Origin of the sequence: Mesorhizobium sp. M1348, from assembly GCF_040317925.1 — a bacterium.
In the GTDB taxonomy this organism is placed as follows: Bacteria; Pseudomonadota; Alphaproteobacteria; order Rhizobiales; family Rhizobiaceae; genus Mesorhizobium.
This window is the reverse complement of the sequence record NZ_JAMYLH010000004.1, coordinates 280,647-299,356: the sequence shown is the minus strand read 5'-3', so window position 1 is coordinate 299,356 and position 18,710 is coordinate 280,647. Positions and strand designations below refer to the sequence as shown.

General features: G+C 63.8%; 17 protein-coding genes. 14 read left to right on the top strand and 3 right to left on the bottom strand.

Annotated features, from left to right (window positions below; genetic code table 11):
• Positions 1-136: 136 nt before the first annotated feature.
• The 6 genes from NKH13_RS10360 (at position 137) to NKH13_RS10335 (ending at position 5,978) form a co-directional block, all read left to right on the top strand.
• A complete protein-coding gene (locus NKH13_RS10360) occupies positions 137-1,021 on the top strand; it encodes a dihydrodipicolinate synthase family protein (RefSeq protein ID WP_352716487.1) in 885 nt (294 codons plus the stop codon).
• Between the two features lie 39 nt (positions 1,022-1,060).
• Positions 1,061-1,720 (top strand): GntR family transcriptional regulator, encoded by a 660-nt coding sequence (locus NKH13_RS10355; protein ID WP_023674176.1) that lies wholly within the window; start codon positions 1,061-1,063, stop codon positions 1,718-1,720.
• Positions 1,721-1,781: 61 nt separating this feature from the next.
• Positions 1,782-3,119, top strand: coding sequence for an extracellular solute-binding protein (locus tag NKH13_RS10350; RefSeq protein ID WP_352912444.1), 1,338 nt, complete (start codon positions 1,782-1,784; stop codon positions 3,117-3,119).
• Between the two features lie 35 nt (positions 3,120-3,154).
• Positions 3,155-4,057 (top strand): carbohydrate ABC transporter permease, encoded by a 903-nt coding sequence (locus tag NKH13_RS10345; RefSeq protein WP_352912467.1) that lies wholly within the window; start codon positions 3,155-3,157, stop codon positions 4,055-4,057.
• On the top strand, positions 4,058-4,879 hold the full coding sequence (locus NKH13_RS10340) for a carbohydrate ABC transporter permease (protein WP_023674179.1): 822 nt from the start codon (positions 4,058-4,060) through the stop codon (positions 4,877-4,879). It begins immediately after the preceding gene.
• Positions 4,880-4,919: 40 nt separating this feature from the next.
• The gene (locus tag NKH13_RS10335) at positions 4,920-5,978 is read left to right on the top strand and encodes an ABC transporter ATP-binding protein (RefSeq protein WP_352716491.1); all 1,059 of its coding nucleotides are present in this window, start codon (positions 4,920-4,922) and stop codon (positions 5,976-5,978) included.
• A 29-nt stretch (positions 5,979-6,007) separates the two neighbouring features.
• Here NKH13_RS10335 and NKH13_RS10330 read toward each other — a convergent pair whose 3' ends face one another.
• Together NKH13_RS10330 and NKH13_RS10325 are read right to left on the bottom strand one after the other, a co-directional pair.
• On the bottom strand, positions 6,008-7,081 hold the full coding sequence (locus NKH13_RS10330) for a Gfo/Idh/MocA family protein (RefSeq protein ID WP_502908387.1): 1,074 nt from the start codon (positions 7,079-7,081) through the stop codon (positions 6,008-6,010).
• Positions 7,082-7,141: 60 nt separating this feature from the next.
• Positions 7,142-7,798 (bottom strand): GntR family transcriptional regulator, encoded by a 657-nt coding sequence (locus tag NKH13_RS10325; protein ID WP_352716494.1) that lies wholly within the window; start codon positions 7,796-7,798, stop codon positions 7,142-7,144.
• Positions 7,799-8,028: 230 nt separating this feature from the next.
• Between NKH13_RS10325 and NKH13_RS10320 the strand changes: the two genes are divergently transcribed.
• Together NKH13_RS10320 and NKH13_RS10315 are read left to right on the top strand one after the other, a co-directional pair.
• A complete protein-coding gene (locus tag NKH13_RS10320; protein WP_352716495.1) occupies positions 8,029-9,186 on the top strand; it encodes an LLM class flavin-dependent oxidoreductase in 1,158 nt (385 codons plus the stop codon).
• 11 nt (positions 9,187-9,197) lie between these two features.
• On the top strand, positions 9,198-9,668 hold the full coding sequence (locus NKH13_RS10315) for a flavin reductase family protein (protein WP_352716497.1): 471 nt from the start codon (positions 9,198-9,200) through the stop codon (positions 9,666-9,668).
• On the opposite strand, the gene NKH13_RS10310 is transcribed toward NKH13_RS10315, so the two are convergent.
• Positions 9,653-10,720, bottom strand: coding sequence for a LacI family DNA-binding transcriptional regulator (locus NKH13_RS10310; RefSeq protein ID WP_352516539.1), 1,068 nt, complete (start codon positions 10,718-10,720; stop codon positions 9,653-9,655). The two genes, NKH13_RS10315 and NKH13_RS10310, sit on opposite strands and share 16 nt — an antisense overlap.
• A 111-nt stretch (positions 10,721-10,831) precedes the next feature.
• Between NKH13_RS10310 and bglB the strand changes: the two genes are divergently transcribed.
• The 6 genes from bglB to NKH13_RS10280 all read left to right on the top strand — a co-directional run bounded on the left by bglB (position 10,832) and on the right by NKH13_RS10280 (position 18,703).
• Positions 10,832-11,932 carry a beta-galactosidase BglB gene (gene bglB, locus NKH13_RS10305; RefSeq protein WP_352716498.1) on the top strand — a complete coding sequence of 367 codons (1,101 nt, stop codon included), beginning with the start codon at positions 10,832-10,834 and terminating at the stop codon, positions 11,930-11,932.
• Complete coding sequence (gene kduI / locus NKH13_RS10300) at positions 11,929-12,762, top strand: 5-dehydro-4-deoxy-D-glucuronate isomerase (RefSeq protein WP_352716500.1); 834 nt, start codon at positions 11,929-11,931, stop codon at positions 12,760-12,762. The genes bglB and kduI overlap by 4 nt, the downstream gene beginning before the upstream one ends.
• Positions 12,759-15,278, top strand: a complete 2,520-nt coding sequence (locus NKH13_RS10295) for a hypothetical protein (protein ID WP_502908381.1) — start codon at positions 12,759-12,761, stop codon at positions 15,276-15,278. The genes kduI and NKH13_RS10295 overlap by 4 nt, the downstream gene beginning before the upstream one ends.
• A gap of 88 nt (positions 15,279-15,366) precedes the next feature.
• Positions 15,367-16,635, top strand: a complete 1,269-nt coding sequence (locus tag NKH13_RS10290) for an ABC transporter substrate-binding protein (RefSeq protein ID WP_352912443.1) — start codon at positions 15,367-15,369, stop codon at positions 16,633-16,635.
• The gene (locus tag NKH13_RS10285; protein WP_352716504.1) at positions 16,632-17,654 is read left to right on the top strand and encodes a carbohydrate ABC transporter permease; all 1,023 of its coding nucleotides are present in this window, start codon (positions 16,632-16,634) and stop codon (positions 17,652-17,654) included. Before NKH13_RS10290 ends, NKH13_RS10285 begins: the two co-directional genes overlap by 4 nt.
• On the top strand, positions 17,651-18,703 hold the full coding sequence (locus NKH13_RS10280) for a carbohydrate ABC transporter permease (RefSeq protein ID WP_352716505.1): 1,053 nt from the start codon (positions 17,651-17,653) through the stop codon (positions 18,701-18,703). Before NKH13_RS10285 ends, NKH13_RS10280 begins: the two co-directional genes overlap by 4 nt.
• Positions 18,704-18,710 lie beyond the last annotated feature (7 nt).

Sequence of the window (18,710 nt, the reverse complement as noted above, 5' to 3'; positions counted from 1 at the left end):
AGCAGCGGAAAATGATCGGCGATGGCGCTCCCGCGGCAGCGCCGTTCGGCGATGCCGAGTTGGCAAGATCACCAGTTTACATCTGACATGTTAGCGTGCTAACGCTACGTGCACATTGATTTCAACGGAGATCGCATTGGCTTCCCGCTTTGGTCTTTCGGTTGCCCTAACCACACCCTTCGATCCGTCGGGGCAGATAGCACTCGCGCCGATGATCGCGCATGCCCGAACCTGCCTTGGCGCCGGCTGCAGCAGCGCGACGCTGTTCGGCACCACCGGCGAAGGAGCCTCGGTCGGCACCGACGAGCGGCGGATCGTCACCGAGGCCATGCTGGCGGCCGGTATTCCGGCACATCAGCTCGTCGCCGCAGTGCTGGTCGATGCAGCCGAAGATGCCGCCGATCAGGCCCGGCACGCTTTGCAGCGCGGCGTTCGCAACATTCTGCTCGCTCCGCCGAGCTACTTCAAGAATGTCGGCGAGGACGGGCTGTTCGGATGGTTTTCCGCCGTTTTCGCCGCACTCGGTCCGCTGGCGCGCGACGTGCTGCTCTATAACATCCCCTCAGTCACCATGGTGCCGCTCCCGCTTGGGCTGATTGGCCGGCTGCGCACCGCCTTTCCCGCTGTAGTGGCCGGGGTGAAGGATTCCGGCGGGGACTGGAGCTACAGTGAGGCGCTGCTTGAAGCGCACGGCGATCTGGTGATCCTCATCGGCGACGAACGGCATCTGGCGAGAAGCGTACGCCGCGGCGGACAGGGTGCGATTTCCGGCATGGCTAATTTTGTTACCGGCGAAATCGGCGCAATGGTCGAAGACGGCCGCGACGACCCACGCGTCGAGGACTTCGTGCTCGAATTGCTCAAATACCCGGTCACGCCGGCGGTGAAGGTCATGGTCGCGCGCAAGACCGGCGACGAGCGCTGGCTGGCGGTCCGCCCGCCCCTGGAGGCGATCGGCCCGCAAGGACAGCGGCAGCTTGCTGCTGCCTACAACAGGCTGTTTGCGACAGAGGCGGCCTGACCGACAAGGCCGGGCTGACCGACAAGGAAGCGAGCTGAAGTGGAAGACGGCAGCGAACCGATCACTCTCCGGGAGAAAGCCTATGCTAGCTTCACGCGGCATTTGCTGGCCCGCGATCTGCGGCCGGGGCAGTTCGTGTCACAGCGCGAACTGGTCGCTTTCACCGGACTGCCGCTGGGTGCCATTCGCGAGATCGTCCCGCGTCTCGAGGCCGAGGGACTGCTGACCACCATCCCGCAGCGCGGCATGCAGATCGCGCATATCGATATCAATCTGATACGCGAGGCGTTTCAGTTTCGGTTGTTCATGGAACGCGAGGCAGTGGCGCTATTCACGACCAGCGCTTCTGACGCCGAACTTGCCCGCATGCGGCGCGAACATGAGGAGATGCTGGCGCAAGCTCTGGGACAGGCGCCGACGCCGGAAATGGAAGCCAAGGCCCAGAACATCGACTGGGCGATGCACGATACCTTCATCAATGCGCTCGGCAACGAGATTATCGCCAAGGCCTATCTGGTCAACTCGGTGAAAATCCGGCTGATCCACCAGGAGCGTTTCCGCATCGACGGACGTGTGGTGCCGGTGATGCGCGAACATTTGGCGGTCATCGAAGCCATGGAGAGCCGCAATCCGCAAAAAGCGGTTGAAGCGATCAGTCTGCATATCGACAATGCGCGCCGGCTGGCGCTCCAGATCTGAGGAAATATAGCCGCGCCGCGGTTCGCGACGCATCCACAACGACAGCAACCGGGAGGAAGAAATGTCGTCCAATCTGTTCAACCCAACCAGGAGGCAATTCCTTGCCGGAACCGCGGCGCTCACCGCTGCCGGCCTTGTGGGGCTTCGCCCCGGCCTTGCCGCAGGCCTCGACTGGAAACGCTTTGCCGGGACGACGCTTGACGTCAATCTGGTGAAAAGCCCGCGCAGCGACACCATCCTGAAATATCTCGCCGAGTTCGAGGAACTGACCGGCATCAAGGTCAATGCCGAGGCCACGCCCGAGCAGCAGCAGCGCCAGAAGACGGTGATCGAGCTGAGCTCGGGCAAGCCGAGCTTCGATGTCGTGCATCTGAGCTACCACGTGCAGAAGCGCCAGTTCGAGAAGGGTGGCTGGCTGGCCGACATCGCCGGCTATCTCGCCGATCCGTCGCTCACCGACCCGGCGCTGATCGAAAGCGACTTCGCCGAAGCCGGCATGCTGTTTGCCAAGGACGGCCAGGGCGTGCTGCGCTCACTACCCTTCTCGGTGGACTACTGGATCCTCTATTGGAATAAGGAGCTGTTCGAGGCCAAGGGCCTCAAATACCCCGAGACCTTCGAGCAACTGGTGGCCGCCGCCGAAGCGCTGACCGACCCGTCGACCAATACATACGGCTTCGTCGCCCGCGGGCTCAAGAACGCAAACACGCCAGTGTGGACGTCGCTGATGCTCGGCTACGACATGACGCCGCTCGATGACAAGGGCAAGCTGCGCACCGAGGCTCCCGAGGCGATCGAGGCTGCCGCGCTCTATCAAAGATTGATGACCAAGTCCGCCCCTCCGGGCGTCACCGGGTTCAATTGGGCCGAAGCACAGTCTGCCTTCCTGCAAGGCAAAATCGGCATGTGGCTCGACGGCGTGGGCTTTGCCCCGCCGATGGAAAATCCGGAAAAATCGAGAGTGGTCGGCAAGGTCGGTTACGGCGTCATGCCCAAGGGTCCCAAGGCGCATGCCTCGGGTACCTTCGGCGACGGGATTGGCGTTACCGCCGCCAGCGAGAAGAAGGAGGCCGCCTATCTGTTCTGCCAGTGGGCGGTATCGCCAGCCCTGGGCGCGCGGCTGTTGCAGGCCGGCGCCGGCGTTCCATTCCGCAAATCCGTGCTGGAGGATCCCAAGGTGCGCGAAGGCGTCACCATGCCGGCAAGCTGGCTCGATGCCGTGGTCGGCTCGGGCAATATCAGCCGGCTGGCGCTGCCGGTCATCATCCCCGTCACCGAATTCCGCGACATCTATGGCGTGGCGCTGACCAACATGATTGCCGGCGCCGATCCCGCCGCGGAGCTGAAGAAGGCCACTGAGCAGTTCCAGCCGGTTCTCGACAGGAGCGAGCAGGGCTGATGTCAGCCACCACCCCAGAACAGACCGGGGTGACGATGCCGGTTATCGACGGGAGCCAGACGATCCGGCTGGCTCCCAACTACTGGCCCTTCGTTGTCCCCGCACTCGTCGTCGTCGGCGCCGTCATCGTTTTCCCCTGGGCTTTCACCCTGTGGATGAGCGTCAATCGCTGGACGCTCGGCCAGTCGCGGAGCTTTGCCGGGATGGAAAACTATCTCCGCCTGGCCAGCGACCCACGGTTCTGGGAATCCCTTGTTCATACATTGACCTACACCTTCCTCTCGGTTGCAGCGCCGATGCTCCTGGGCACTCTGGCCGCCGTGATCTTCGATGCCAGGTTTCCGCTGCGCGGCTTGCTGCGCGGCGTCTTCGTCATGCCGATGATGGCAACGCCCGTTGCCGTGGCACTGGTCTGGACCATGATGTTCCATCCTCAGCTCGGCGTGCTCAACTACCTGCTGTCGCTGGTCGGCATCCCGGCTCAGGAATGGATATTCAACGCCAACACGGTCATCCCGTCGCTTGTTGCGGTCGAGACCTGGCAGTGGACGCCGCTGGTCATGCTGATCGTGCTTGGCGGGCTGGCCTCGGTGCCGCGCGAGCCCTTCGAAAGCGCCGAGATCGACGGCGCCAATGCCTGGCAGCAATTCCGCTATCTCACTCTGCCGATGATCGCACCGTTCCTGATGATCGCGGTCATCATCCGCACCATCGATGCCTTGAAGAGTTTCGACATCATCTACGCGATGACCCAGGGCGGCCCGGGCACGGCGTCGGAGACCATCAACATCTATCTCTACAACACCGCCTTCTCCTACTACGATATCGGCTACGGCTCGGCCATGGCCGTGGTGTTCTTCATTGTCATCGTGGCCCTGTCCTTCGTGCTGCTGATGCTGCGCCAACGCTCGCAGTGGATCGATACGGAGGGCAAATAGATGAGTTCACGGCTACTCAACCAGATCGGTCTGTTTTTCGCTGCCCTGGTTTTCGTCTCGCCGGCGATCCTGTTCTTCCTCTGGATGATCTCGCTGTCGCTGAAATTCGAGATCGACAACGGTGCCTATCCGCCGATCCTGATCCCGGAACGTTTCGCCTGGTCGAACTATGTAAAGGTGTTCGAGGAGAACAATTTCCTGCTCTATCTCTGGAATTCGGTTCTGGTGACCGGCACGGCGACCTTGCTGGCGCTGCTGATCGGCGTACCGGCCGGCTATGGCATCGCACGGCTCAAGGCTGAACGATCGGCGGTCGTCATCATGATCGCCCGCATGACGCCTGGGCTATCCTATCTCATCCCGCTGTTTCTGCTGTTCCAATGGATCGGGATACTCGGCACGCTGTGGCCGCAGATCATCATCCATCTGGTGGTGACGGTGCCGATCGTGGTGTGGGTGATGATCGGCTATTTCGAGACCACGCCGATGGAACTGGAAGAGGCGGCCAACATCGACGGCGCCAGCTCCTGGCAGGTTTTCCGGCTGGTTGCCCTGCCCATCGCCAAGCCGGGCATCGTCGTCGCGTTCATCCTGTCCGTGATCTTCTCGTGGAACAATTTCGTCTTCGGCGTGGTGCTCGCCAGCCGTGAGACGCGCACCCTGCCGGTCGCCGTCTACAACATGCTGTCCTACGAGCAGGTGAGCTGGGGGCCGCTCGCCGCGGCGGCGCTGGTGGTGACCCTGCCGGTGCTGATCCTGACCATGTTCGCGCAAAGGCAGATCGTCGCGGGGCTGACCGCCGGCGCCGTCAAGGGCGGCTGAGGGGCGCGCCCTGACATCACTCTTTTCCAGGAAAGATCCAATGGCATCGGTAACGATCAACAACGTGCAGAAGGCCTTCGGGGCCACCAAGATCATTCACGACGTCAGCGTCGATATCGCCGACGGCGAGTTCGTCATCCTGGTCGGTCCGTCGGGATGCGGAAAATCGACGCTGCTGCGCATGATCGCAGGCCTTGAGACGATCTCCGGCGGGAAGATCGCCATCGGCGAGCGTATGGTCAACAATCTGCGGGCACGGGACCGGAACATCGCCATGGTGTTCCAGAATTATGCGCTCTATCCGCACATGACTGTGGCCGACAATATGGGCTTTGCCCTGAAGATCAAGAAAGCCGACCCGACCGATACCGCTGGCCGGGTCAGGAAGGCAGCCGGCATCCTCGGCCTGGAAAAGCTGCTTGACCGCTATCCGCGCCAGCTTTCGGGCGGCCAGCGCCAGCGCGTCGCCATGGGTCGCGCGATCGTACGCGACCCGCAGGTTTTCCTGTTCGACGAGCCGCTCTCCAACCTCGACGCCAAGTTGCGCGTCCAGATGCGCGGTGAGATCAAGGCCCTGCACCAGCGGCTGGGTACCACGACGATCTATGTCACGCACGACCAGATCGAGGCGATGACGATGGCCGACAAGATCGTCGTGCTGCATGACGGCCTGGTCGAGCAGATCGGCGCGCCGCTGGACCTCTATGACCATCCGGCCAATCTCTTCGTTGCCGGGTTTATCGGCTCGCCCGCCATGAACTTCATTGCCGGCCGCATCGAGGAGGGCGTGTTTCGCAGCGCCGGCGGGTTGGTCCTGCCGTTGCCGGAAGGCGCCCAGCCGGCGGATGCCGCAGGACGCGAACTCGTCTACGGCATTCGCCCGGAACATATCCGGGCGACGGGACAAGGTATGCCGGGCACGGTCACGCTTCTCGAGGCGACAGGCTCGGAAATCTTCGCCAGGGTCGACTGCTCCGGTGAAGAAATCTCCTGCCTTTTCCGAGAAAGGCTTGCGCTGAAGCAAGGCGAAGGGGTGCGGATCGAGATCGACCGCGCATGTGCGCATCTGTTCGACGCCGAAACTGGTCGGCGCATCTGACTCGGTGGTCCGGTGAATGCGTGGTCGGCCTAGGTCGGCAAAGCGAATTCACCGGCGAGTTCGATGGCGCGGCCTTCGCGGGCCGATCTCTCGGCGGCGAGGCCCATGACGACGGCCCACCAGCCGTCTTGCAAGGTCACTTCCACTTTGCCTTGCCCGCGCACCGCAGCGGTGAAGCGGGCGTGCTCGAAATAGGTCGAACCATTATGGTCGCCTGCCTCGAGCAGCCGGGGGTCGACGGGAATCTCCAGCAGGCGTGGTCCAGGCGGATTGCGCGGGCTGACGATCAACTGGGGCACTGGCGCAGGGCCAAGGTGGGTCGGCCAGAAACGGCCTGGTCCGGGCACCAGACATTCGATCTTTCCGTCGCCGCCGACAGCGCAGAGTTCCTCCTGGTAGCGGCTGCCCTGGGCAAACATGCACAGTTCCAGCATGGCGCGCGCGCCGCTCGCGAAATCAGCCAGCACATAGCCATGGTCAACGATATCCGGCCTCTCACCGCCATAGCGTTCGTCGAGATGGTTTACGGCCTGTCCAGCGCTCGCCATCACGCGGACGGGGTCGGATCCGAGTATCAACCGCATCAGATCGAAGAAGTGGCAGCACTTCTCGACGAACGTGCCGCCGGTGTTGCGGTTGAACCGGTTCCAGTCGCCGACCTTCGTCAGAAACGGGAAGCGGTGCTCGCGGACCGTCAGCATGCGGATGCCGCCGGTGGCGTGGCGGGCCTGCTCGACGAATGCGGCGACGGGAGGCATATAGCGATATTCCATGGCCACCCAGACGAGCGGAAGCCGAGCTTTCAACGCCGCGATCCGCCCCTCGTCGGCGGCCTCGGTGAAGGGCGGTTTTTCCACCAGCACCGGCAGCGGTCGAAGTGCGGCGATCTCCTCCATCTGACTGAGGTGATGGTGGTTGGGGCTGGCAATCAAGACGCAGTCCACCTCGTCCATGGCCAGCAGTTCGGCGATCGACGCCGCCGATCGCGCGCCCGACGCCGTCGCCAGCGATGCTGCCAACATGCCGGGGTCCGGCTCGAAGATCGCTGCCACATGCGCGTCGGGCAACAGGGCGATGTTGCGGATGTGCTCGCGGCCCATCATGCCGCAGCCGATGATGCCGTAGCCGATCGATGATCTGGTCACGCTGCGACTTCCTCCGGCCTATCTGAAACGCGTGACGTACCGCGCCGCGCCCGGATCGAACCAGCTGCGGGAATATTCCGCGCTGGCGCCGTCGCCAGCCCAGGCGATACGTTCAATGAAACCCACAACCGTCCCCGGCGGTGGCCTGAACTCGAGGGGGGCCCAGTCCGGCGCGGGCGCGACGGCGACATGGTCTTCGGCGCGAACGATCGAAAAGCCGAGCGCGAGCCGGTAGTGGAGATAGAGGGATTCCGACAAGTCCTCGCGCTTGAGCCGCTCGGCGCGGCTGGCGTCGAGCCAGATCTCTTCGACCGCGGCCGGCTCGCCGTCGAGCCGCCGCAGCCGGCGTATACGGTGGGCTTCGCCGGCGCTGCCGAATTGCGGCAGGTCGGCGGGCTTGGGCAGCCGCTCGATGGATAGCACGTCGGCGCTCGGCAGGCCGCCACCGCCGATGCGCTCCAGGCGAAAGAAGGCATAGATCCCGAGCAACTCGCCGCGCGCCCGCACATAATTGCCCGAGCCCTGGATGCGATCGAGAAGCCCCTTTTCCGTCAAATCGGCAAGCGCGCGCCTGAGCGTGCCGACGGCAATCCCCAGGCTCGCGGCCATCTCTCGCTCGGGCGGCAGCCGCGCCCCGTCGGCCAGCCGTCCGGCCGCGATTTCGCGGATCAGCATTTCGCTGGTCTGCAGGTGCACAGGCAAGGGGCCGCGCATCTGGCTGGACCGGTGGCCGGGGTCCGCCCTTGTCAAATGCATCCGGTGCTCCAATCGCATCCCGGTTTCGGGTTTGGCCGCAAAAAATTGATACAGTATTGATCTACACAAAAACGAATGCTACGCAAGCCCTATTCGCAGCTCCGGACGTCATTGAAGAGTGGCCCGGACGTCTTTTCTGAAGAGTGGCAATGAGCATCGTCCCAATCACTTCGCCGGACCTCGACGCAGCCGAAGTCTCGTGGTTCGCCGCACTCTGCTCGGATGACTATCGGTATCTCGGCGTGCCGCACGGCGCGCTGCGCTCAAGCTGGGCGCATTGCTCCGAGATCGTGAAAACGTCCGAGGAACTCGGTTTCCGCAACATCTTGTGTCCGTCGTCCTATCAGGTCGGCCAGGACACGCTGAGCTTCGTTGCCGGCTGCGCGCCGATCACGTCGAAGATCAATCTGCTTGCCGCTGTGCGCTGCGGCGAGATGCAGCCGATCATGCTGGCGCGCACGATTGCCACGCTGGACCACATGCTGGAAGGCCGGCTGACGGTGAACATTATTTCGTCGGACTTTCCGGGCGAGACAGCCGACAGCGCCTACCGCTATCAGCGTTCGCGCGAGGTGGTGCAGATACTGCGCCAGGCCTGGACCAGCGACAGCATCGATTTCGAGGGCGAGGTCTATCGCTATAAAGGGCTCTCGACGGCGCCGGCGAAGCCTTATCAGCAGAATGGCGGCCCGCTGCTCTATTTCGGCGGTTATTCGCCCGACGCGCTCGAGCTTTGCGCCGAACAGTGCGACGTCTACCTGATGTGGCCGGAAACCAGGGAGGAGCTCGCCGGCCGCATGAGAGCCGTCCACCAGCGCGCCGAGCGTCATGGGCGGACGCTCGATTACGGCCTGCGCGTCCACATGATCGTGCGCGATACCGAGGCCGAGGCAAAGGAATATGCCCGGGAGCTGGTTTCGAGGCTGGACGACGAGCAGGGCAGGGCGATCCGCGAGCGCGCGCTCGACGCCCGATCGCTCGGCGTATCGCACCAGGCCAGGAACCGCCAGATCGCCGATGCCGAAGGTTATGTCGAGCCGCATCTGTGGACGGGCGTCGGGCGGGCGCGCTCTGGCTGTGGCGCGGCGCTGGTGGGCTCGACCGATCAGGTTCTGTCGGAAATCGAGGCGTATATGAAGATGGGGATCCGCGCCTTCATCTTTTCCGGCTACCCGCATCTCGACGAGGCGCGTCATTTCGGCACCAAGGTGTTGCCTCAGCTCAAGACATGCTCGCTCCCGCACGCCTATGGCCGTGTGCCGGAACGGATCCCGGCGACACCACTGGGAACGGGAGAGCGCCGCTGATGGAGCATGTTGTGTGTGATCCCCGCCTTTTGCGCAACGCCTTTGGGCGTTTCGCCACCGGCGTCACGGTCGTCACCACCGGCACGGCCGACGGCCCGGTCGCAATCACTGCCAACAGCTTCTCATCCGTGTCGCTCAATCCGCCGCTGGTGCTGTGGTCTATCGGCCGCCACTCGCGCCGGTTCGAAGCCTTCGCCAATTCCGCGCACTACGCCATTCACGTGCTGGCGGAAGATCAAATCGATCTGTGCTGGCGTTTTTCGAAGTCGGGGACGGACTTTGCCGATCTTGACCTGTCGTGGAGCGAGCACGGCGTGCCATTGCTGCCGCGCGCATTGGCGCGGTTCGAATGCAGCGTCGCCGACCGCTTCCCGGCTGGCGACCATATGATCCTGCTTGGACGTGTCCTTGAACTGCAGACGCAAGAGGGTTTGCCGCTGCTCTTTGCTGGCGGCAAGTCGCGCGCTCAAGAGGCCAGTTGATGACCGCCGGCGCCGCTCCGGGCTGGTGCCGTCGATTGGCGCACCACGAGATTGCAGGCAAGTTCGACGCGACGTGGCGGCGACCCCGAATGGGCCATGTCGTCGAGCAGCAGGCTAAGCGCAGCCGATCCGATCTCGCGCATAGGAATGTGCATCGCCGTCAGCGGCGGGTTGCAGAAGGCAGCGAGCGGCAAGTCGTCCATACCGACCACGGACACATCGCCAGGCACCGAATATCCGGCCTCCTGGACGCCGGCGATGGCACCAAACGCCAAGCTGTCGCCAGCCGTCAGCACGGCGGTGAAATCGAGGCCGCGGGCCGCGATGCGCTCGGTCACGGCCCTGCTTGCAAGTTCCGGCAACCAGTCCTGCACCTCGACCACGAAGTCGTCGAAGCCGGCAATGCCGGCCGTGATCAGCGCGTCGCGCCAACCTTCGTAGCGCCGCTCGATCGTGCGCCGGCCACGCCGCATCAGGAACAGGATGCGGCGGTGGCCGAGGCCGATCAGATGCTGCGCGGCAAGCATGGCGGCAGAGCGATTGCAGGGCGTCACGCTCGAATGGCGCATCGAGGGATCGTCGCCGTTGACGAGCACGATCGGCTTGGCGAATCCGGCTGTCAGCGTCAGCACATCGTCATCGTCCAGCGTCAGAAACAGACAGCCGGCGACGCTGTCATCGCGCTCGGATTCACGCAGCAGCGCGATTTCGTCCTCGGGCGCCGAAACCGGCCGGGTCACGAGTTCGACGCCCAGCAACCGGGCGCGCTCGTTGAGCCCATCAAGGACATGGTAGGTGAACTGATTGCGGGCACTGTCCACCATTGCCACGCTGCTTGCGGCCAGGATGACCTTGCGGCCGGCAACCGAGGCGGGAATGGCATAGTTCATCGACTTCGCCGTTTCGATGATCCTGGTGCGAAGCTCGTTCCTCACGCCGCCGACTCCGCTCAGCGCACGAGAGGCGGTGCTGACCGACACGCCGCAACGCGCCGCGATCTCCTCAAGTCGAATGCGGCGGCTGGGGCGGCCGCGCTTGCCCTGGATACTCATGCGCTCCGTCACCTCCGCCAAAGTCATCCGATTAATGCAAAAAATTTTCAGATTGCGCAAGAAAAATGGCTGTGAAACAGTTCTGATGAAGCGGGAGAAACGGGAGGAGTTATGCCGCTATCGGCCGAACGCCTGAATTCCGCGCTTGCCAGCCTCGTGGCCGGCATGACCGGCTTGCGTCATGACGGGCGGTTCCATGAGCCGAATCTCGACGGCACGCCGGGCGACTATGTCAGCTTCGACAGCTGGGAATGGCCGCAGGGCGTCGGGCTCTACGGGCTGGTTCGGCTGTGGGCGCAGACCGGTGACGATCGGCTGCTGCAGACGATCGAGGCTTGGTACGACCGACGCATCGCTGCCGGTCTTCCGGCGATGAACGTCAACACCACCGCGCCTCTGTTGGCGCTAAGTGAATTGTGGCGGCGCCGGCGCCAGCCGCGCTTCGAGCCGGTCCTGCGCGAATGGGCCGAGCAGGTAGTCACCGCCTTGCCGCGGACGCCGGAGGGCGGTTTCCAGCACGATGTTTCGGATCGGGTCAACGACGACGAATTGTGGGACGACACGCTGTTCATGGTGGCGCTGTTCCTCGCATCCTACGGCCAGGCTGCCGGTCAGCGTCGCTTCGTCGAAGAAGCAGAAAGGCAATTCCTGGTCCACGCCCGTTATCTCGCCGACCCGGCATCAGGGCTGTGGTTTCACGGCTGGACCTTCGCGGGACGGCACAATTTCGCCCGTGCGCGTTGGGCGAGAGGCAATGCCTGGATTACCGTCGGTATCCTCGAACTGGTGGAGTTCGCCGAAATTGCCCCCTCGGTCCGGGCCTATCTGCTCGGCGTGCTGGAGACGCAGATCAACGCCCTGCTCGAGGTGCAGGCAGGTTCGGGCGCATGGCACACTCTGCTCGACGACCCGACGTCTTACGAGGAGATTTCCGCCACGGCCGGCTTCGGCTACGGGTTGATGAAGGCCGTGCGGCTCGGAATCGGCTCGACAGAGTGCCGTGCCGCCGGCCTCCGCGCGTTGGCAGCCGTGGTGGCGAACATCGATGACAAAGGCGTGGTGGCGAACGTGTCCTATGGCACACGCATGGGCGCCGACCTGCAGTTCTATCGCGATATACCGATCCATCCGACGGGCTACGGGCAGGCGCTGGCCATTCTGTGCCTGACCGAAGGGGCGCGGCATCTGCAGTCGAAGGTGGAGGCGGCATGATGCGGACGCTCTATGGCGCGTCGCCGGGCGATATTGCCGGTATGGACACGGACCGGCTGAGGGCCGAGTTCTTGGTCGACGGCTTGTTCCGGCCTGGCGCGATCGAATTCGTCTACACCCATGTCGACCGCATGATCGTCGGTGGCGCGGTGCCGCTGGCCAACCCGCTGGCATTCGGCAACGGGGCCGAAGTCGGCACGCCGCTCTTCTTTGACGCGCGCGAGATGGGCATCGCCAATCTCGGCGGCAATGGTGCGGTCGCGGTGGACGGCCGGCGCTTTCCCGCGGCTAACCGCGACATCGTCTATGTCGGACGCGGAGCGCGTGAGGTGACGCTGGAGAGCGACGATCCGGAGAGGCCGGCACGCTTCTACATGAACTCGGTGCCGGCCGGCGCCGATATTGCGCACCGTCTCATCGTCAACAGCGAAGCCAAGCCGCTTGTGCTCGGCGAGGAGGCCCGCGCGAACAGGCGCACGCTGCGCATGTACATCCATCCCGAAGTGGCCCCGTCCTGCCTCTTGCTGATGGGGATCACCGACCTCGCGCCGGGCAGTGTGTGGAACACCATGCCGCCGCATCTGCACGAGCGGCGCATGGAAGCTTATTGCTACTTCGACCTCGCCGAGGCCGACCGTGTAATCCATCTGATGGGCCGGCCAGACAAGACGCGCCACCTGATGGTCGCCGACGGTGACGTTGTCCTGTCGCCCGCCTGGTCTATCCATATGGGTGCCGGCACCGGCCCCTATGCTTTCGTCTGGGGCATGACCGGCGAGAACCAGGCCTACACCGATGTCGATCCAGTTGCCGTGAAGGATTTGCGATGAGCGAGGCCGCGCAAAGCGTTCGGACGGACTTTACGCTGCGCCGGCCGCTCATGGCGGGGCAGCCAATCGTCTATTGGCGGCTCGGGTCTATCGCCGAGCAACGCTACGATGTGGCCGACCAGCCCATGCAAGGCGAGATGGATCCCTTCTTCTTCCTGACCAAGCACAAGAATTTCATTCCCCATGAATATCCGTGCCGCACGCAGTTCGCAGCGGAACGACGCGGCAAGCGACCACAGGTCAGCGCCGAATTCGGCGCCGAGCGCATTTGGCTGCCCTTCGCCTCGCCGCGCATCGACCTATCGGGCTTCTGGTTCCGGCCGACGGTGCTTGGAACCTGGGCCGAGACCACCATCGAGGCGGCCTCGACTGGCGAGGTGATGGTGCGGCTGCGCACATGCGGCGGCGCCATACTCTTTGCCAATGGTGAGGAAGCCGGCTGGATGGCGCCCTACGGCCGCAATCTGGAAAGTGCCGAGCACTTCAAGATCGCGCTGAGGGCCGGCCGCAACGACATTCGCATATGGTTCGACGATCTCGCAGAGCGCGACGCCCGCTACTATTTCCAGCTCGACTATCTATCCGGTCCGGCTGCTTCGGTCGCACTGCCGATCGAAGTCGAGAGCGGCGTTGCCGATGCGATGGAAGCAGCCCTCGACGACATGCATTTCGAGCGTCCCGCCTATGACGGCGGCGAGGTGGCGCTTGTCACCGGCGTGGCCCTGCCGCGCGACGCGCAAGTCGAGGTCGAGATCGAGGGCGATTTCATGTCGATCGAGACGCCGGTGCGCTTCGCCTTCGATCTGCCGGCGGGCCAGACGCGGCTGCCGATCGCCGATACCGAGCAGCTGCCGGCCGACTTTCGCCATTTCAAGGTGGCGCTGACGGTCGCAGACCATGCCGTATCGCGTGTCTTCGGCGTCGAGATATGCCACGCGCGCCGTCAGGGCGATGCGCCGGAAACGCTTACCGCGCGTATTAATGAGGCCTTGCGTGAGGTCGCCGGTCACGCCGAGGCCGACACCGTGCGCGCACTGGCGCGCCTGGCGATCGGCCAGCAGGGCGCCGAGACCGACGCCATGATCTCCGGTACGCTGCCGGCGATCGAGGATTGTCACGATTGCGCCGACTTCATCCTGGTGCCGCTGCTGTGGTGCCGCAAGGCCTATGGCGATCGGCTGGAAGTGAGCCTGCGCGCGCGCGTCGACAACGCCATCCTCGGCTATCGCTACTGGATGGACGAGCCCGGCAATGATGTGCAGTGGTACTTCTCCGAGAACCACGCGTTGCTCTTCCACACCGCCGCTTATATTGCTGGGGGCCTGTTGCCTGATGTGCGGTTCGTGCGGTCGGGCCGCCTTGGCCGCGAACAGTCCGCGGTGGGAGCCGCGCGGGTGCGGGCCTGGCTCGACCATTTCGAGGCATGGGAGATGGCCGAGTTCAACTCGGCGCCTTATTTTCCCATCGACCTCAAGGGCCTGTGCGCGCTCTACGCGCTGGCCCCGGACAAGGACATCGCCGAACGTGCCGGCAAGGCAATCATACGCCTGCTTGAAATCGTCGCCCGCTCGGCGCATCGCGGCATCCTCACCGGGGCGCAGGGCCGCTCCTACGAGCACACGCTGCGCGCCGCGCGTTCGCTGGAATTATCCGGCATCTGCCGCATGCTTTGGGGCAAGGGCAATTACGGCATGCGCTTTCATGCGCTGCCACAGCTGGCACTGTGCCTGCGGGATCACGATTTGAGCGTTCCGGACGGGTTGGCACCAATTGCTTCCCTCACCGACGATACGGCGTGGGAATGGACTTTCGCGCAGGGACAAGACCGCTTCGCGCGGCTCTACCACTACAAGACGCGCAACCATGCGATGGGCAGCGCCGCTGGCTATCGCTGGAATCAATGGGGTTATCAGGAGACCGTCATTCACGCCCGGCTGGGCAAGAATCCGGATGCGCAGATCTGGATCAACCACCCCGGCGAAGTGCTGCAGTCGGGATATGGCAGACCATCATATTGGGGCGGCTCAGGCACTTTGCCCCGGCTTCACCAATATCGCGACCTCGCCATCGTCAGCTTCTCCTGCTCGGATGAACAGCCCGACTTCACGCACGCCTGGTTCCCCGCACGTGCCTTCGATGCCGTGCAAGTGGGTGGCGATCGGGCGTTCGCGCAATCCGGCGACGCCTTCGTCATGCTGAAGACGGATGTGCCTCTCACGCAGGTCGTGGCCGGCCCGACCGCCGGCAACGAGCTGCGGGCGGCGGGACGCAGGACGACGTGGATCATTCGCCTCGGTGACCGGAATGCCAATCTGCCGGCGCTCGACGCCTGGGCGGACGCCTTTGCCGGCCTGTCGGTGCGGTCGGGTCCCGACGGCGAGTTGATCGTCGAGGATCCGGAGTACGGCACGGTGCATTTCCTCGCCGACGCAAGGATCGTGGCTGAGGGACGTACACTCGATCCGACCAACTGGACCGTGCGCGGTGAGGCGATGCGCATGAAGCACACAGAGTAGGGAGGAAATCGGCTGCGACGCTCAAGAGGAGAGGGCGTAGCGGCTTGAACTATCGGGGCGCCGCCCCGCTAAAGGAGGAGACGAAAGCATGAATAAGTCCCGCACTTTGCTGGCCGCGCTATCGGTCAGTCTGCTCGCATCGACCAGCGCGTTTGCCGGCGACATGCGCATCATGTGGTATTCGGACGGTGTCGAAGGCGATGTCATCCAGGACATTCTGAACCGCTTCATGAAGGACAATCCCGACATCCACGTCACGCTCGACAACGTCGCCTACAAGGTGATCCAGGAGCAGCTGCCCATCCAGCTCGAAGCCGGCCAGGGCCCGGACATCGCCCGCGTCACCAACATCAAGGAGCTTGCCCAGCACTGGCTCGATCTCAGGCCACTGGTGGCTGACCCGAAATATTGGGAGGACAATTTCGCTGACACGCTGGACTGGATGCGCCCCGACGGCTCCAACGCCATCCCGGGTTTCATGACCCAGCTCACACTCACCGGCGGCTTCGCCAACAAGACGCTGTTCGAACAGGCCGGCGTGCCGCTGCCCGGCGACAAGGCGACCTGGGACGACTGGATCAACGCCGCCGCCGAAGTGGCGAAGAGCCAGCAGCTTCCGGCTGCCTTCGCCATCGACCGTTCCGGTCACCGCATTTCGGGTCCGAATGTCTCCTTTGGAGCGAACTATATCGGCCCCGATGGTATGCCGGCGAAAGTGGACGACGGCACCAAGGCGTTCGTCGGCAAGCTCGTCGACTGGACCGCCAAGGGCCTGATGCTGAAGGATACCTGGGTGTCGGCGGCAGGCTCGACCTATCGCGCGGCCGCCGACGACTTCATCAACGCCCAGATCCCGTTCTACTATTCGGGCAGCTGGCAGGTCGCCAATCTGTCGACCAAGATCGGCGACAGTTTCGACTGGGTGGCGACCGGCTCGCCCTGCGGTACCGCAGGCTGTTCGGGCGTGAAGGGCGGCGCGGCGCTGGTCGCCATCAAATATACGAAGAATCCCAAGGACGTCGCCAAGGTCATGGATTATCTGGCCCGTGAAGACGTGGTGAAAGAGTTCAGCGAGCGCACGCTGTTTCTGCCCGCGCACAAGGGCGTCGTAGACAAGGGCGGGCTGAAATGGGTCTCGGCCGACAAGAACGTCGGTCCCGCGCTCGACAAGTTCGTCAAGGCGGCGGGCGAAACCCTGCCGGCGGCCGATGCAATGCCGCCGTGGAAGTGGGCCAACGCTTACTTTGCCGCGCTGGTGACGCGCGTCAGCCAGGTGATGGCCGGCGAGCTCAGCCTCGACGATGCCTGGGGCAGGATCGACCAGGATATCGCCGACAAGGTTGCCGAGGCGAAGTGACCGCCGCCGCGACACTGAAGACATGGATTGGCGCCGCCCTCGCGGCGCCGGTCGTGTGGCTGGCATCGATCGTCAACGTGCCGCTGAAGTTCTGGCAGCGCGCGACGGGCACCGGCGGCATGGCCGCGTTCTTCCTCGCCCCAAACATGGCGATCTTCGGCATTTTCGTCCTGGTGCCGATGATCATCAACTTCTTCTATTCGGCCACGTCGGGAACGGCCTACTTCCTGCAGGACCGAACCTATGTGGGGCTCGAGCAATACCAGCGCCTGCTCGATTGCGGCAACTATCTGGACACTGCCACTTGCCACGAGGATCTCTTCTGGAAGGCCGTGCACAATACCGGTCTGTTCGTCGTCGTGCAGGTGGCGCTGATGACGGTCGTGTCGATGGCGACAGCGCTGATCCTCAACCGCGAGATCGTCGGGCGCAGCTTCTGGCGCGCGGTGTTCTTCTTTCCGGTGCTGCTGTCGCCCGTCGTCACCGGCCTGATCTGGCGTTGGATCCTGCAGCGCCAGGGCCTGCTCAACCTGATCGTCCATGATATGGGCGGCGAGCCGCACAACTGGCTGACCGACCGTTTCTGGGCTTTCACCGCCGCCGTCAGCGTTTCGGTCTGGGCACATATGGGCTTCTATACGCTGATCCTGCTTGCCGGATTGCAGGCGATCCCGCGCGACCTTTACGAAGCGGCCGAGATGGACGGCACGAAGCCGGCGCGGGTGTTCTGGCGCATCACGCTGCCGCTGCTGATGCCGAATCTGCTTGTCGTCATCGTACTGACGCTGATCCGCGCCGTGCAGATCTTCGACGAAGTCTATGTGCTGACGGGTGGAGGGCCGGGAACCTCGACCCTCTATATCACGCAGTACATCTATGAGATCGGCTTCGCCTCCCTGCTGCGCAATCCGGGGCTGGCTTCGGCGGCTTCGATTCTGATGGGGTTGGTGCTGGTCGTGCTCACCTTGGTTCAGCTGCAGGTCGGACGCCGGGGTGAGCGGAAAGGAGCCCGCGAATGAGCGGCGTCATGACATTCCTGACCCGCCGGCGCGGCGGTCGCGGCTGGCATTGGACGGATATCGTGAGCTGGCTGTGGCTGCTCGGCGGTGTTGTCATCATGTTCGGTCCGGCCGTCTGGCTGGTGGGTTCGTCATTCAAGACGCCGGCCCAGCTTGCCGAGTTCCCGCCGACCATAATGCCTTATGTCAGCCAACAGGCGAGGGTTGAAGGCTACGACAAGCCGCTGGCCCTCTACAGGGTGAAGCTGCCGGATGGTTCGACCAAGGTGCTGGCCGAGGTGCGGCGCATCGGCATCATGGCGCAGATGGTCGACCCGCAGGCGCCGAACGATGTCGTCAAGGTCAACATCGCCGACCGGCAGCCGGTGCGCGAAATCGGCTTCGCGACGGAGAACTACACCGAGCCCTTCGTCCATTTCGACTTCCTGCGCTATCTGCGCAATTCGGTTTTTGTGACGGCAATGGCGACGCTGATCACGCTGCTCACCAATTCGATGGCCGCCTTCGCCCTGTCGAAATACAAGTTCCGCGGCCGCGATCTGACGATGCTTGTGATCGTCGGTACGCTGATGGTGCCGCTGTCGGTCATCCTGGTGCCGCTCTATTCGGTGGTGGGCGCCGTCGGGCTGCTCGATTCGCTGTGGGGCGTGATCTTGCCGACGGTAGCGACGCCGACCGGCGTCTTCCTGCTGCGCCAATATATGCTGACCATCCCCGACGAGCTGCTCGATGCGGCGCGCATGGACAACGCTTCCGAATGGCAGATCTACTGGCGCATCGTATTGCCGCTTGCAGCACCGGCGCTCGCCGTGCTGGCGATCTTCTCGGTCGTCTGGCGCTGGAACGACTTTCTGTGGCCGCTGGTGGTGCTGTCGCGCAAGGAACTCTACACACTCCAGGTCGGCCTCAACACCTATGCCGGCCAGCTAAACGTGCAGTGGCACTACATCCTGGCGATGACCGTGGTGACGATGATCCCCGTCGTCCTCGTCTTCGTCTTCCTGCAGCGTTACATCACTTCCGGCATTGCCGGCACCGGGCTGAAGTGAGGATGTC

Bases quoted from the DNA above. Each gene is read 5' to 3' on its own strand.
- NKH13_RS10335 (WP_352716491.1), top strand. From the start codon at position 4,920: ATGGCATCGGTAACGATCAACAACGTGCAGAAGGCCTTCGGGGCCACC.
- NKH13_RS10325 (WP_352716494.1), bottom strand. From the start codon at position 7,798: ATGCTGATCCGCGAAATCGCGGCCGGACGGCTGGCCGACGGGGCGCGG.
- kduI (WP_352716500.1), top strand. From the start codon at position 11,929: ATGATGCGGACGCTCTATGGCGCGTCGCCGGGCGATATTGCCGGTATG.
- bglB (WP_352716498.1), top strand. From the start codon at position 10,832: ATGCCGCTATCGGCCGAACGCCTGAATTCCGCGCTTGCCAGCCTCGTG.
- NKH13_RS10320 (WP_352716495.1), top strand. From the start codon at position 8,029: ATGAGCATCGTCCCAATCACTTCGCCGGACCTCGACGCAGCCGAAGTC.
- NKH13_RS10345 (WP_352912467.1), top strand. From the start codon at position 3,155: ATGCCGGTTATCGACGGGAGCCAGACGATCCGGCTGGCTCCCAACTAC.
- NKH13_RS10340 (WP_023674179.1), top strand. From the start codon at position 4,058: ATGAGTTCACGGCTACTCAACCAGATCGGTCTGTTTTTCGCTGCCCTG.
- NKH13_RS10280 (WP_352716505.1), top strand. From the start codon at position 17,651: ATGAGCGGCGTCATGACATTCCTGACCCGCCGGCGCGGCGGTCGCGGC.
- NKH13_RS10330 (WP_502908387.1), bottom strand. From the start codon at position 7,081: ATGATGGGCCGCGAGCACATCCGCAACATCGCCCTGTTGCCCGACGCG.
- NKH13_RS10295 (WP_502908381.1), top strand. From the start codon at position 12,759: ATGAGCGAGGCCGCGCAAAGCGTTCGGACGGACTTTACGCTGCGCCGG.
- NKH13_RS10310 (WP_352516539.1), bottom strand. From the start codon at position 10,720: ATGAGTATCCAGGGCAAGCGCGGCCGCCCCAGCCGCCGCATTCGACTT.
- NKH13_RS10290 (WP_352912443.1), top strand. From the start codon at position 15,367: ATGAATAAGTCCCGCACTTTGCTGGCCGCGCTATCGGTCAGTCTGCTC.
- NKH13_RS10350 (WP_352912444.1), top strand. From the start codon at position 1,782: ATGTCGTCCAATCTGTTCAACCCAACCAGGAGGCAATTCCTTGCCGGA.